Source organism: Marivita sp. (genome assembly GCF_051859345.1).
Taxonomy (GTDB): domain Bacteria; phylum Pseudomonadota; class Alphaproteobacteria; order Rhodobacterales; family Rhodobacteraceae; genus Marivita.
On sequence record NZ_JBHYFV010000022.1, the window covers coordinates 52,998 to 66,580 of the forward strand.

The window sequence follows — 13,583 nt, forward strand, 5'->3', positions numbered from 1 at the left end:
TTGGTCCCGTTCATCCCCGCCGGTCGATCTTGGTGGACAAGTGGATAAAACTTTCCGAACTTTGCACACCCTTGGCTTCGGCGATGTCGTCCAGCGTCCGATCCAGATCCTGCGTCGTTCGGGCGCTGAGTTCGACCACAAGATCGGCACGGCCTGACACAGTCACAACCGCTTCGACATTGGGCAATGCCCGCAGTCGGGCGAGCACGCCGGGTCCGGTGCGCGGCGCAATCGACACCAGTACGGTCGCGCGGATCGGCGCGGCCAGACCATCCCCCTGCCGGAGCGTAAAGCCGGCGATGGCCCCTTTTTCCAGCAACCGGTCGATCCGCGTTTGCACCGTGGAACGTGCAAGCCCCAGTTTGCGCGCCAGTTCCGCCACGGGCGCGCGGGCATCCCGTTTCAAAAGCGCGATCAGTTCCACATCAGTTTCGTCGATATGTAGTGTCATTTCGTCAGTCTGACTGCAAAAGAGTCGGGTTTGCAAGATATGTCGAGACAATCTGACAGGCGAAGGCCGCACACTGGTTCTGAGGCAGGAAGAAGAGGCAGTCATGGTAGCAGATGCACAAGACATCAAACATGCGCGGTTCGATATGGCCCGCGTGACGGATCTGATCGAAAAGAACGCCCCGGACGCCCCGATCGCCCTGATGCGTCCCGAGGCGCTCAGACGCAGCGCGCAAACCTTTCTGCGCGGGTTTCCCGGCGCTGTCAGCTATGCGGTCAAGGCCAATCCCGCACCGGACATCCTGGACACGCTGGCCAAGACGGGGATCACAGCGTTCGACGTGGCCTCGGTTGCGGAAATGCGCGCCGCACGAGACGCGTGCCCAAAGGCGCGGCTGCATTATCACAACCCGGTCCGCTCTGTGGCCGAGATCAGCGACGCCAAGGCGCTGGATGTTGCCTCCTGGTCGGTGGACCGGAGGTCCGAGCTCGACAAGCTGGGCAACCTGCCACCCACATCCGAAATTGCCGTGCGCCTGACGCTGAAACGCGCGGGAGGAGCGTATGATTTCGGGTCCAAATTCGGGGCTTCCGCAGACGAGGCGACAACGCTCCTGCAAGAGGTGGTCGCACGCGGCATGACACCCGCGCTGACCTTTCATCCGGGAACACAATGCACCGATCCGTCAAGCTGGTCGGACTATATCGCGGCCTGCGCCATGATCGCGACACGCGCCGGTTTGCGGCTTGCAAGCCTCAACGTCGGCGGTGGTTTTCCCTCGGATGCAGACACGGACGCCACGGCGTTGGCACAGATCTTTGCCACCATCCGTTCTGCCGTCGCAACACATTTCCCGGACCATCCGCCAAAGCTCTGGTGTGAACCGGGGCGCGCGATGGTGGCGGATGCGCTTTGGCTGCTTCTGCGGGTCAAGGCACGCAGTGATGATGCGCTTTACCTGAATGACGGGGTGTACGGGGCGCTGGGGGAATGGCGCGATATGCCGGTGCCCGGTCGCCGGATCGTCTTGCAGACCGACGGACGTACCCGTTCGGGGCCGACATGTGGGTTCACCGTCTTTGGCCCCACCTGCGACAGCCTTGATCGTGTGCCGGGTACATGGCACTTGCCTGCCGAGATCGGAGAGGGGGATTATGTCCTGCTCACCGGGGCCGGAGCGTACAGCCTTGCGCTTGTGACCGGCTTCAACGGATATGGTACCCGCGAGATCTTTAACCTTTCTTCATTGTGCGTTCAGGCTGGACAGCACCGCCTCGCAAGCTAGTGTCCCGCGCAAGACGACAGGGGACAAGCGCGCGAGGACGAGATGGAAAAATTCGGAAAATCACAACCGGTCAAACGGGTTGAAGACATTCGCTTTCTTAATGGGACGGGCCGGTATGTGGATGATATCGCACCCAAAGGCGCGCTGAGGGGGTATGTGTTTCGTGCGTCGATCGCACATGCCGGCATCGACATGCTTGATGTCAGTGACGCGCGGGACGTGCCGGGGGTTCATCTTGTTCTGACCGCTGCCGATCTGACCGAGGCCGGGTTCACACAAGGGCTCTGGGGCACCACTGTGCCGAACCGGGATGGCACCACCGGCGCATCCCCGTTCCGGCCCATTCTGGCCACAGACACCGTGCGCCATGTCGGCGAAGCGCTGGCCTTCATCGTGGCGGACAATCTTGATGTGGCACGCGACGCGGCGGAATTGATCATGTTCGAGTACACCGACAAACCGGCCCACCTTGGGCTGGCGTCCGGCGGCGCGGCATTGCACGCCGAAGCCCCGGACAATCGGGCGTTTGACTGGGGCATGGGGAACGAGGAGGCAACCAAGGCCGCCTTTGATGCCGCGCACCGCACCGTCAGCCTGGATGTCGAGGACAACCGCATCATCGTCAACGCGATGGAGCCGCGTGGCTGTTATGCCGAGATGGAGGGCGACCGCCTTCATTTCGCGGTCAATGCGCAAGGGGTCTGGGAACACAAGACGCAAATGGCCCGTGTGCTGAACATGGCCGAAGAGGACATCCGCGTCACCAATCCCGATACCGGCGGTGGGTTCGGCATGAAGGCGATGCCGCATCCCGAAAACTTCCTGACCGCGATCGCCTGCAAGATGCTGGGCCGTCCCGTGCGCTGGATGTCAGAGCGCACCGAAGGCATGTTGTCGGACAATGCGGGCCGCGACCTGCGTCACACCGCTGAACTGGCCTTTGACGAGAACAACCGCATCACCGCCTACCGGGTGCAGACCGTGGCCAATTTAGGCGCCTACAATTCGCATTTCGCACAGGCCATTCAGACGAGCCTCTTTTCCAAGGTTCTGATGGGCACCTATGACGTTCAGACCTCGTGGTTGCAGGTCGAGGGCGTCTATACCAACACCACGCCGGTCGACGCGTACCGTGGGGCCGGTCGGCCCGAGGCGATCTACCTGCTGGAACGCGTCATGGATCGCGCGGCGCGCGATCTGGACGTCGATCCGTGGGAGTTGCGACGCATCAATTTCATCAAGCCGCACCAGTTTCCCTACAAGACAACCACAGGCGAGACCTATGACGTGGGCGATTTCGACCGCGTTCTGACCCGCGCCGAAGGGTTTGCCGACCGAGCGGGGTTCGATGCCCGCCGCGCTGCGTCCGAAGCCGAAGGCAAGCTGCGGGGCATGGGGCTGTGTTACTACATCGAAAGCATTCTTGGTGCACCCATGGAGGATGTGAAGGTCACGTTCGACGAAGATGGTGGCGCGTCGATCTATGTCGGCACGCAATCCAACGGGCAGGGGCACGAGACCGTGTTCACGCAATTCCTGTCGGACCAGACAGGCATTCCCGCCGACAAGATCCGCTTTGTTCAGGGTGACAGTGACCTGATCGCGCGGGGTGGTGGCACGGGCGGATCGCGGTCGGTCACAATCCAGAACACCGCGACGCTGGCGGCGGTGGACAAGATCATCACCGCCTTCACCGCGTTCCTGGCCGAAAGCCAGAACGTCGAGGAAAGCGAGATCAGTTTTGATGACGAACAGTTCCGTGTCGGCACATCGAACGTCACGCCGACCATGCTCGAAGTCGCGCAGATGGCCCGTGAGGCCGGGCGTACCGAGCTGCTGACCTTTGACGCAACCGGCACTCTTGATGCGCGATCTTTCCCCAATGGGGCGCATGTGGCCGAGGTCGAGATCGACCCGGACACCGGCCATGTGACCGTGGACCGCTATACGGTCGTGGACGATTTCGGCAACCTCATCAACCCGATGCTGGCCGAAGGTCAGGTGCATGGCGGGGTGGCGCAGGGCTTGGGGCAGGCGCTCACCGAACGGGTGGTTTATGACGAGGACGGACAGCTGCTCACGGCAACGTTCATGGACTACGCGATGCCGCGCGCCGATGATATTCCCATGATTGGATTCACCACCGAAGCGACGCCGTCCAAGACCAACCCGATGGGTATGAAGGGCTGTGGCGAGGCAGGCACCGTCGGCGCTCTGGCCGCTGTGGCGAACGCGGTGCAGGACGCCATGTGGTCGCGCGGCGTGCGGCAGGCGGACATGCCGTTCACTCCGCAACGGGTCTGGGGCATGTTGCAGGATGCGCGCGTCGCGGCTGAGTGACACCGTTCTTGGCTGGTTCCGCAGGCGATTTGCCGCGGGCCAGTCGCAGGTTTCCGTGCGGCGTGGTCCGCGCGATCATGTCATCATCCTTGACGGCACGCTGTCTTCGCTCGAACCGGGGTGCGAAACAAATGCAGGGCGTCTTTTCCGGCTGCTTCAAGAGGTCGAGGGCGACCTGTCGCTTTACTATGAATCCGGTCTTCAATGGTCCGACTGGCGCAGCGCATCGGATATCGTGGTCGGGCGGGGCATCAACCGTCAGATCTGCCGCGCCTACGGGTTTCTGGCCTCACGGTACTTGCCCGGTGATCGCATCTTCTTTTTCGGGTATTCCCGTGGAGCCTATGCAGTGCGATCGCTTGCCGGAGTGATTGACGAGATTGGCCTCTTGCGGGCCGAACACGCGACCGAACGCAATGTTCGCCAAGCCTATCGTCTGTACCGCTATCCTTCGGAGAACACCGTGGCGCGGGACTTTACCGCGCTCTACTGCACCGCGGTGCCCGAGATCTCGGTTGTCGGGGTCTGGGATACGGTCAAGGCGCTGGGCATACGGTTGCCGATCCTGTGGCGCTTTACCAATGACAAACATGCCTTCCACAACGATCAGCTTGGCCAGTCGATCAAATGCGGTTTGCATGCGCTGGCCTATCATGAACGCCGCATGGCCTATGAGCCGGTCCTGTGGTCCTGCCCGCCGGGCTGGACGGGGCGGGTCGAGCAGGTCTGGTTCAAAGGTGTTCACGGAGATATCGGCGGGCAATTGCGCGGCCACGAAGACGCCCGCCCTCTGGCCAACATCCCGTTGGTCTGGATGCTTGAGCGGGCGCAGATCGAAGGTCTTCCATTGCCCGAGGGGTGGCAGAACCGGTTTCCGCAGGATGCACACGCGCCGTCATCCGGCAATTGGAAGGGTTGGGGCAAGCTGTTTCTGTATCGTCGGCACCGCGCAATGGGTCACGATCCGTCAGAGCGCGTACACGAGTCGCTGCATATGACGCAACCGCAGGCTGTGCGCGAGCCGCTTGCGCCCTGAGACCTGACAAAGACGTGACCAAAAGGCCCGATTTTTCCCTTTAAAGACCAAAAATCATGCCTACCTCATACTGTAGGAGCGCGGGAATGGAACACCCGCAGCACCTTCACTGTCCCTCGTTCCAACACTGGCGCCCAAGGTCTCCTTGGGCGCTTTTTCTTTTTGTCAGAGCGGTCTAGGGTATGCACATGACCTATTCAGATGCCCATTTGCGCGACATCCTCACCCGGACCAAGACCGTGGCGGTGGTTGGCGTGTCCACCAATCCCGTGCGCCCGTCCTATTATGTCGCGCGCTACCTGTCGCTCAAGGGGTATACCGTGATTCCGGTCAATCCCGGCCACGTCGGCAAAACGCTTTTTGGTGCAGAGATCGTCGGCAGCCTGTCAGAGATCAACCGGCGCGTTGACATGGTCGACATCTTCCGTCGCTCTGACGCGGTCCCGCCCATCGTGGATGAGGCGCTGGAGCAGTTTCCCGACCTTCAGACCATATGGATGCAGATCGGTGTCGAACATGTCGAGGCCGCTGCCAGGGCAGAGGCGCGAGGCGTCGACGTGATCATGAATCGCTGTCCCAAGATCGAATACCAACGGCTGTTCGGGGAGCTGCGCATGGGTGGGTTCAACACGGGTGTGATCTCGTCCAAGCTTTGAGGCTGGGCACAGGATGCGAGAACGCATCGTGACGTTTCCGTCGACGGAAACGATTGGGGCTCTGCCCCAAACCCCGAGGTATTTGAGGCCCAAAGAAGCCGTCAGCGACTGGCTTTTTCCTGCAATCCGGATTGGCCCTGACGGCGGTCCAGTTCCGCCATCACGTCGGCAAGAGCCACGTCGCGCGATTTCAGCATGACCAGCAGGTGGAAGAGCACATCGGCGGCTTCGGAGGTCAGGCGGTCCTTGTCGCCCTTGACCGCTTCGATCAGCGCTTCGATGGCTTCCTCGCCGAATTTCTCGGCGCATTTCCCCGGGCCTTTGGCAAGCAGCTTTGCGGTCCAGCTTTCGTCGGCGGGGGCGGTGGCGCGGGCGGCCACGATCTGTTCAAGTTCTTCCAGCGTCATGTCGACCTCACCGGGATGCCAGCGGCGGCCATGTGAGCCTTGGCCTCTCCGATCGTGTATTCGCCGAAATGGAAGATCGACGCGGCCAGCACGGCGCTGGCACCGCCCATCGTCACACCTTCAACCAGGTGATCGAGCGTGCCGACGCCGCCGCTTGCGATCACAGGCACATCCACGGCGTCCGAGATGGCGCGCGTCAGCGGCAGGTTGAACCCGGCCTTGGTGCCGTCGCGATCCATCGAGGTGAGCAGGATTTCCCCGGCCCCTTTGGCGGTGACGGTTTTGGCGAATGCCACCGCGTCGATGCCTGTGGGTTTGCGCCCGCCATGGGTGAAAATCTCCCAGCGGTCTGGCGCGACTGTCTTGGCGTCGATGGCGACCACGATGCACTGGCTGCCGAACTGGTCGGCGGCCTCGGCCACCACGTCCGGGTTGGCGACAGCGGCCGAGTTGAACGACACCTTGTCAGCCCCCGCCAGCAAGAGCGCGCGCACATCCGCCACGGTCCGCACGCCGCCGCCCACGGTCAGCGGGATGAAGCATTGCTCGGCGGTGCGGGTGACCACGTCGAACATCGTGCCACGGTTTTCGTGGGTCGCATGGATGTCGAGGAAGCAGATCTCATCCGCGCCCGCCGCGTCATAAGCGCGGGCGGCATCCACCGGATCACCGGCGTCGCGCAGATCGACAAAATTGACGCCCTTGACCACGCGGCCATCGGCGACATCGAGACAGGGAATGATGCGGGTCTTCAACATGCCCTGTCGCGTACCCCGAAGATCGGCGCTTGTGAAGCCTGCCTGATGCGCTTTATGCCTCGGGTCGACAAATCGGAGGTTCCCATGTCAGACAATTTCGCCCGCTACCCCAGCCTTTCCGGCAAGACCGTGTTCGTCACCGGAGGTGCGTCTGGCATCGGGGCCGAGATCGTCACGGCCTTTGCCGCGCAGGGCGCCAAGGTGGGATTTGTAGATCTGGATGCCGACGGCGCGCAGGCGCTGGTGGATGCGACAGACGGCACCATCGCGTGGGAACAAGCCGATTTGCGCGACATCCCCGCGCTTCAGAACGCGTTCACCAGGCTGAAGGCCAAGCTGGGACCGGCGCAGGTGCTGGTGAACAATGCCGCGCGCGACGACCGGCATGACTGGCGCGACGTGACGCCGGAGTATTGGGACGAGCGGCAGGCGACCAACCTGCGACACATGTTCTTTGCCATTCAGGCCGTGGCCCCGGACATGATCGATGCAGGCAATGGGGCGATCATCAACATGAGTTCGAATAGCTGGTGGGAGGCGGTTGGCAACATGCCCGCCTATGTGACCGCAAAGGCGGCGGTCCATGGGCTGACCCGAACCATGGCGCGGGATCTTGGGGATCATCGCATCCGCGTCAACACCGTGGTGCCCGGATGGGTCATGACCAAGCGGCAAAAAGAGCTTTGGGCCACGCCGGAGGCGCTCGAGGCGCATCGGCAGAACCAGTGCCTGCCCGATCTGATCGACCCGGTCTATGTGGCGCGGATGGTTCTGTTTCTTGCGTCCGATGATGCCGCCATGTGTACGGCCAGCAATTTCATGGTGGAGGCCGGGTCCATTTGATCGGTCACGCGTCCCTCACGTCAACGTGCATATCATGTGACGCCCATCTGACCGACCGTTGCGTCATACAACCGATGAGGATGCCGATGAAACACATGATACTTGCTGCCAGCCTTGCGCTGGCTGCCACCGCTGCACCAGCCGGTGACAATGGCCTGATGCGCAAGGACGCCGCGATGGGCGTCAGCGATACCGTCGATGCCATGGTCACAGCGATGGAGGAGGCTGGCATCACCATTTTCGCGCGAGTCGATCACGGGGCAGGCGCCACATCCATCGGCGAAGATGTGGGCGACATGCAATTGTTGATCTTCGGCAATCCGCAGGTCGGCACACCCGCGATCAAGGACGATCCGTTGGCGGGGCTCTATCTGCCGCTCAAGGTTCTGGTGTTCGAGGATGCCATGGGGGCGACCAAGGTGGTCTATGAAGACCCGACCGCAATGCTGGGCAAGCTGGGCGGCGTGTCCGAGGATGCGGGCTATCTTCAGACCATGACCGGCGCTTTGGCGCGGTTCACGCACGCGGCTACCAACTAGGCGCGCAGCACTGCCAAGGCCTCTGTCAGGTCGAGCGCGCCGTCATAAAGCGCCCGGCCCGAGATCGCACCGTCAAGCTGCGCGCCGCAGTCGCGCAGCGCGATCAGGTCGTCGAGAGAGGACACACCGCCGGAGGCAATGACGGGGATCGACACCGCGCGCGCCAAGTCGGCGGTCGCCTCGACGTTCGGACCCTGCATCGCGCCGTCGCGGTTGATGTCGGTGTAGATGATGGCTGCCACACCTGCGTCCTCGAAGGATTTTGCCAGATCGGTCACCATGACGTCGGTCTCCTCGGCCCAGCCTTTGGTCGCCACGCGGCCATTGCGGGCGTCGATGCCGACGGCGACATGGCCGGGAAACGCGCGCGCCGCCTCGCGCACCAGATCGGGGTTCTCGACCGCAACTGTTCCAAGGATCACCCGTTGCAAACCCTTGTCGAGCCAGCGCTCGATGGTCGCCATGTCGCGAATGCCGCCGCCCAGTTGTGCGGGCACCTTGCACCGTTCCAGGATAGCCTCGACCGCCGCCGCGTTGACCGGTTCACCGGCAAAGGCGCCGTTCAGGTCCACGAGGTGTAGCCACTCGCAGCCCGCCTCCACAAACGCCATCGCCTGTGCCGCCGGGTCGTCGTTGAACACGGTGGACTTCTCCATGTCACCGCGCAAAAGGCGCACGGCCTGTCCGTCTTTCAGATCAATGGCGGGATAGAGGATCATGGCGCGAACTCCGGTCAAAATGCCCCCGCGCTTTGACATGACGGAACGGCACATGCAACGCGACCTTGCGTCAATCTTGATCGGGGGTGCGACCTTCGGTCAGGGTTTGACCATCACTCAGAGGGAGGAGACCCAGAGATGAAACTGACAGTTTGGATAGCCGGACTGGTGCTCGCCGCAGGTGCGGCGGTTGCGGACCCGGTCGAAGGCACATGGCAGACCCAGCCCGACGACGGCAGCTATGCCCATATCCGCATGGTGCCCTGCGGTGACATGATCTGTGGCGTCATCGCGCGCAGCTTCAACGCATCCGGCGAATTCCAGTCGCCCAACACCGGCAAGACATTGGTCATCAACATGGTGCCGCAGGGCGGTGGCAAGTATGAAGGCAAGGTCTGGCGACCGTCCAACGACAAGATCTACATGGGCAAGATGCAGATGCGCGGGGATCAGCTTGACCTGTCTGGTTGTGTGGCGGGCGGTTTGCTCTGTTCGAAGCAGACCTGGTCTCGCGTGAACTGAATTAGAGGCCGGGCATCCGCCCGGCACATTCCCTAGGGCTGCCAGCGCAGGAAGTTGGCAATCATCCGCAACCCTGTGGCGGCGCTTTTCTCGGGGTGGAACTGGAAGCCCACCATGTTGTCGCGCGCCACTACAGCCGTGACATCGCCGCCATACTCCACATGCGCAACGCGCTGCGACGGGGTGTCGACGCGCATCTGGTAGGAATGCACGAAATAGGCGTGTTCGCCTGTCTCGACACCGTCCAGAACCGGATGGGGGGCGTCAATCACCAGATCGTTCCAGCCCATATGCGGCACCTTCATGCCCGCATCCGCGGGTGTGATCCGTTCGACCACGCCGTCGATCCAGCCCAGACCGTCGGTGGGCGTGTATTCCAGCCCTTCGCGGGCCATGAGCTGCATGCCGACGCAGATGCCCAGAAAGGGCCGCGCCTTGACCTCGACCGCTTCGACCATCGCTGCGAACGCGCCCGACGCGCGCAGGGCCGCCGCACAGGCGGGGAAGGCGCCGTCGCCGGGCAGCACGATGCGGTCGGCGCCCGCGATCACTTTGGGATCTGCTGTCACCACGACCGATCCCGCGCCGACCTCCACAGCCATGCGCTGAAACGCCTTCTCGGCGGAGTGCAGATTGCCGCTTTCGTAGTCGATAATTGCCGTCAGCACGGGTTACAGCGCCCCCTTGGTGGACGGGATCGCATCACCCTTGCGGGGGTCGACCTCCAAAGCATCGCGCAAACTGCGCGCCACCGCCTTGAACGCGGCCTCGGCGATGTGGTGGCTGTTCACACCGTGCAGCATGTCGACATGCAGGGTGATGCCGCCATGCGTGGCGAACGCCTGAAAGAACTCGCGCACCAGTTCGGTGTCGAATGTGCCCACCTTGGCGGTCGGCAGATCGACGTTCCACACAAGGAAGGGCCGTGCCGACAAATCCAGCGCCGCGCGCACCAACGCGTCGTCCATCGGCAACAGGCACGCGCCATAACGCACGATACCGCGCTTGTCGCCCATGGCTTGCGTCAACGCCTGACCCAGCGCAATGCCCACATCCTCGACCGTGTGGTGGTCGTCGATATGCAGATCGCCCTCGCAGCGCACTGTCATGTCGATCAGCGAATGGCGCGCAAGCTGGTCCAGCATGTGGTCGAAAAACCCGACCCCGGTCTGGTTGTCGTATTGCCCGGTGCCGTCCAGACCCACCTCAACGGTGATCCTGGTCTCGGCTGTGGTGCGGGTCACTGTGGCGCTGCGCATATCGCCTCTCCTTCATGGTGTCGCGGCCTTATAGGCGCGCCAAAGCGCCCCGCCAAGTGGGGGTGTGGATGTCACTGGTGGGAAAGGAGACCGATGGAGCGGGCGAGGCGATTCGAACGCCCGACCCTAACCTTGGCAAGGTTATGCTCTACCCCTGAGCTACGCCCGCGCTGCCAATCTGGTAGGGGCGGATTTAGTGTGTGTCGGGGCAGGGTGCAAGAAGAAAATTCGGGTTGTATGCACCGTCGCTTCCGCGAACCAAGAGGCGCCTCAATCCGCGACAACGGGTTTATCTGCTTTCGCACCGCCCCCGGACGCAGTAGGCATGCCAATCCTTGAAAAGCCGGGGCCTGTCATGGCGCAAAATGCCACCATTTATAAAGTCGAACTCACCGTGTCGGACATGGACCGCCACTATTACGAAACCCACAAACTGACCGTGGCCAAACACCCGTCCGAGACCGACGAACGCCTGATGGTGCGCCTCGTGGCCTTTGCGCTCAATGCGGACGAGTATCTGGAGATGACCAAGGGCCTGTCGACCGATGATGAGCCGGACATCTGGCAGAAAAGCCTGAGCGGAGAGCTCGACGTCTGGATCGCCCTCGGCCTGCCGTCCGAGAAAGTGCTGCGCCAGTCCAGCGCCAAGGCGGGCAAGGTTGTCGTCTACGCCTATGGCGGCCGTCCGACCGAGATCTGGTGGGACAAGGTCAAAGGCAGCACCACCCGGTTCGACAACCTGTCGGTCGTGGGCCTGCCCGAGGCCGAGACCACAGCCCTCGCCGGTTTGGCCAGCCGTGCCATGAAGATGCAGGTCAACATCCAGGACGGCGACGTCATGGTCAGCGTGGACGAGGGGATGGTCTATGTGACGCCGGAGGTTTGGAAGGGGTAGGGTGTAATGCCTATGGCAGGCGATTCGAACGCCCAACCCTGACCTTGGCAAGGCTATGCTCTACACCCCTGAGCTACGCCCGCGCTGCCAATCTGGTAGGGGCGGATTTAGTGTCTGTTGCTGCGGGGTGCAGGAGGAAAATTTGGGGGAGACGGGTATGCTTTCCCCCGCATTTACGTTCAGTCAATGGGGCCGATCATTAAACCGGCCCCACATCAGGCAGCCACACCTAAGGAAAGTGCGGACGGTCCGTGTTGTAGTGCGTTTCAAGATAATCGAGAATCTTGGTGCGATCCTCTTCCGGGATCGGCTCCATACCTTGTTTCTCGACCATCCATTCGAAAAGCTCGTCCCATCCTTCTCGTGTCTGGCCTTGTTGCGCAATGAGCATCGTCGAATGGCAAGACGCGCAGTAGTCGTAAGTCACACCCGCGCCTTCCGCTGAATAGAGAGCGCCAACATCGCCGATGTCAGCCACGACGTTGCTCTGATCGCTGTCTTGCGCGGTCGCGGAACAGGTCAGGCCCAAGCCGAGACACGCTGCCGAAAATATTGCGGTCCTGATCATGTCTGACTCACCGATCTCCTGCTTGCAGGGCCACCTTGTGGAAGGAGTTGTTCAGGTATCCTTTCGGATTCCAGCGGATGGCGTGGGGCTGCATAACGCCATCACTGTCAGTCGCACGACCCCAGATTTCATAGTATCCCGCTTGGGGAACCGACGCGGAGGCGCGCCAATTCTGCCATGCCCCATCGTTGACCGGATCGTCCAGTTCAACTTCTTGCCAGCTTTCGCCGTAATCGGTCGAGATCTCCATCCGCTGAATCATGCGATCCCCGGCCCAGGCATGGCCTCTTACCTCGAACTCGGTACCCACATCCGCGCCATCCTGCGGATAGGTGATCAGCGACTTGACCGGCATCGCGTTGATGATCTCGAAATCCTCAAGCGGCACTTCAGTTCCAGGTGCCACGGGATAGGCTGGCACTTGATAGGACGGTGCCCCCATCTTGGTGCCGTCATGCAACTGGTCCAGCGCCTCGATGCGGGTGAGCCATTTTTGCGAACACGATCCCGGCCAGCCCGGTACCACAAGTCGCAAGGGCGCACCGTTCATCGGATGCAGCGCCTCGCCGTTCATTTCGAAGGCGATCAACACGTTGTCGGTCATTGCCTTCTCGATTGGAATGCCGCGCGACAAAGGCGACCGCTCGGGATCACCCGACAGATGCATGTCTGCTCCGTGATGGCCAGTATAGATCGCGCCGTCTTGAACACCGGCGGCCTCAAGAACTTCCCTTAGTCGGACACCCGTCCATTCTGAACAGGCCACCGCGCCATAGGTCCACTGATTGCCCGACGCGGGCGGATTGAAAAAGGCGCGTCCATTGCCACCGCATTCCAGTGTCAGCGCCATCGTGACGACTTCGAAATTGTTTCGAAGCTCGTCGATCGTCATTTCCATCGGAGAATCTACCAAACCGTCAATGCTCAACGTCCAGCCCTCGGCCGATGTCTCGGCAGGCACGACGCCATTGTTTCTGATGAAGTGGCGGTCAATAGGTGTAATCTCATCGTCCAGAAGATGGGCCGGTGTTTCGGCATTGACCGGGCGATCATTTAGAAGGTCCAGCCTGTCCTTACCGTCCAGAACGCCGGATTGCGCCAGCGCTCCGGTCGCAGTCATTTGAAGCGGTATTCCGGCCCCAAGCAGTCCACCTGCAAGGCCGAGCGCCGAAGTTCCGAGGAATGCCCTGCGCCCGAAGCCCTCGTTTTCGTGGTCTTGCCGGTCTTGTGCATCATCATTCATTGATTTTCCCTCCCTTCAACAAAGTGAATACTGGGGAAACGAACGAAATCTCTGTCGGTTCC

16 protein-coding genes and 2 tRNA genes are annotated in these 13,583 nt (G+C 61.8%); 8 read left to right on the forward strand and 10 right to left on the reverse strand.

All coding sequences use genetic code 11. The features are described 5' to 3' along the window. Positions 1 to 10 precede the first annotated feature (10 nt). Positions 11 to 451 (reverse strand): Lrp/AsnC family transcriptional regulator, encoded by a 441-nt coding sequence (locus ACTIEN_RS14385; protein ID WP_439523840.1) that lies wholly within the window; start codon positions 449 to 451, stop codon positions 11 to 13. A gap of 103 nt (positions 452 to 554) precedes the next feature. Here ACTIEN_RS14385 and ACTIEN_RS14390 point away from each other — a divergent pair, with 103 nt between their 5' ends. The 4 genes from ACTIEN_RS14390 to ACTIEN_RS14405 all read left to right on the forward strand — a co-directional run bounded on the left by ACTIEN_RS14390 (position 555) and on the right by ACTIEN_RS14405 (position 5,768). Further along, positions 555 to 1,736 carry a type III PLP-dependent enzyme gene (locus ACTIEN_RS14390; protein WP_439523841.1) on the forward strand — a complete coding sequence of 394 codons (1,182 nt, stop codon included), beginning with the start codon at positions 555 to 557 and terminating at the stop codon, positions 1,734 to 1,736. A 42-nt stretch (positions 1,737 to 1,778) separates the two neighbouring features. Continuing rightward, positions 1,779 to 4,076, forward strand: coding sequence for a xanthine dehydrogenase family protein molybdopterin-binding subunit (locus ACTIEN_RS14395; RefSeq protein WP_439523842.1), 2,298 nt, complete (start codon positions 1,779 to 1,781; stop codon positions 4,074 to 4,076). Then, entirely contained in the window at positions 4,054 to 5,112 is a 1,059-nt protein-coding gene (locus ACTIEN_RS14400; protein WP_439523843.1) for a DUF2235 domain-containing protein, read from the forward strand. Before ACTIEN_RS14395 ends, ACTIEN_RS14400 begins: the two co-directional genes overlap by 23 nt. 188 nt (positions 5,113 to 5,300) lie before the next feature. Beyond that, positions 5,301 to 5,768, forward strand: a complete 468-nt coding sequence (locus tag ACTIEN_RS14405; RefSeq protein WP_439523844.1) for a CoA-binding protein — start codon at positions 5,301 to 5,303, stop codon at positions 5,766 to 5,768. A gap of 101 nt (positions 5,769 to 5,869) precedes the next feature. Here ACTIEN_RS14405 and ACTIEN_RS14410 read toward each other — a convergent pair whose 3' ends face one another. Both ACTIEN_RS14410 and hisF read right to left on the reverse strand, forming a co-directional pair. Further along, a complete protein-coding gene (locus ACTIEN_RS14410; protein ID WP_439523845.1) occupies positions 5,870 to 6,175 on the reverse strand; it encodes a phosphoribosyl-ATP diphosphatase in 306 nt (101 codons plus the stop codon). Beyond that, positions 6,172 to 6,933 carry an imidazole glycerol phosphate synthase subunit HisF gene (gene hisF, locus ACTIEN_RS14415; RefSeq protein WP_439523846.1) on the reverse strand — a complete coding sequence of 254 codons (762 nt, stop codon included), beginning with the start codon at positions 6,931 to 6,933 and terminating at the stop codon, positions 6,172 to 6,174. Before hisF ends, ACTIEN_RS14410 begins: the two co-directional genes overlap by 4 nt. Before the next feature lie 84 nt (positions 6,934 to 7,017). On the opposite strand from hisF, the gene ACTIEN_RS14420 reads away from it, so the two are divergent. Continuing rightward, entirely contained in the window at positions 7,018 to 7,776 is a 759-nt protein-coding gene (locus tag ACTIEN_RS14420) for an SDR family NAD(P)-dependent oxidoreductase (RefSeq protein WP_439523847.1), read from the forward strand. Positions 7,777 to 7,862: 86 nt separating this feature from the next. After that, the gene (locus ACTIEN_RS14425) at positions 7,863 to 8,315 is read left to right on the forward strand and encodes a DUF302 domain-containing protein (protein WP_439523848.1); all 453 of its coding nucleotides are present in this window, start codon (positions 7,863 to 7,865) and stop codon (positions 8,313 to 8,315) included. Here the strand turns inward: ACTIEN_RS14425 and hisA are convergent. After that, entirely contained in the window at positions 8,312 to 9,034 is a 723-nt protein-coding gene (hisA, locus tag ACTIEN_RS14430; RefSeq protein ID WP_439523849.1) for a 1-(5-phosphoribosyl)-5-[(5-phosphoribosylamino)methylideneamino]imidazole-4-carboxamide isomerase, read from the reverse strand. The genes ACTIEN_RS14425 and hisA overlap by 4 nt on opposite strands. A gap of 138 nt (positions 9,035 to 9,172) precedes the next feature. Here hisA and ACTIEN_RS14435 point away from each other — a divergent pair, with 138 nt between their 5' ends. Next, positions 9,173 to 9,556: a DUF2147 domain-containing protein gene (locus ACTIEN_RS14435; protein WP_439523850.1), complete on the forward strand. Its 384-nt coding sequence runs from the start codon at positions 9,173 to 9,175 to the stop codon at positions 9,554 to 9,556. 32 nt (positions 9,557 to 9,588) lie between these two features. Here ACTIEN_RS14435 and hisH read toward each other — a convergent pair whose 3' ends face one another. From hisH to ACTIEN_RS14450, 3 genes are all read right to left on the reverse strand, one after another. Then, a complete protein-coding gene (gene hisH / locus ACTIEN_RS14440; RefSeq protein WP_439523851.1) occupies positions 9,589 to 10,224 on the reverse strand; it encodes an imidazole glycerol phosphate synthase subunit HisH in 636 nt (211 codons plus the stop codon). A 3-nt stretch (positions 10,225 to 10,227) separates the two neighbouring features. Further along, a complete protein-coding gene (gene hisB, locus ACTIEN_RS14445) occupies positions 10,228 to 10,815 on the reverse strand; it encodes an imidazoleglycerol-phosphate dehydratase HisB (RefSeq protein WP_439523852.1) in 588 nt (195 codons plus the stop codon). Positions 10,816 to 10,909: 94 nt separating this feature from the next. After that, positions 10,910 to 10,984, reverse strand: a tRNA-Gly gene (locus tag ACTIEN_RS14450). A 186-nt stretch (positions 10,985 to 11,170) separates the two neighbouring features. Between ACTIEN_RS14450 and ACTIEN_RS14455 the strand changes: the two genes are divergently transcribed. Beyond that, on the forward strand, positions 11,171 to 11,710 hold the full coding sequence (locus tag ACTIEN_RS14455) for a YaeQ family protein (protein WP_439523855.1): 540 nt from the start codon (positions 11,171 to 11,173) through the stop codon (positions 11,708 to 11,710). 10 nt (positions 11,711 to 11,720) lie between these two features. Here the strand turns inward: ACTIEN_RS14455 and ACTIEN_RS14460 are convergent. From ACTIEN_RS14460 to ACTIEN_RS14470, 3 genes are all read right to left on the reverse strand, one after another. Then, a tRNA-Gly gene (locus ACTIEN_RS14460) sits at positions 11,721 to 11,790 on the reverse strand. A 149-nt stretch (positions 11,791 to 11,939) separates the two neighbouring features. After that, the gene (locus ACTIEN_RS14465) at positions 11,940 to 12,278 is read right to left on the reverse strand and encodes an aldehyde dehydrogenase (RefSeq protein ID WP_439523853.1); all 339 of its coding nucleotides are present in this window, start codon (positions 12,276 to 12,278) and stop codon (positions 11,940 to 11,942) included. A 7-nt stretch (positions 12,279 to 12,285) separates the two neighbouring features. Beyond that, positions 12,286 to 13,521, reverse strand: a complete 1,236-nt coding sequence (locus ACTIEN_RS14470) for a sulfite oxidase (RefSeq protein WP_439523854.1) — start codon at positions 13,519 to 13,521, stop codon at positions 12,286 to 12,288. Positions 13,522 to 13,583: the final 62 nt, after the last annotated feature.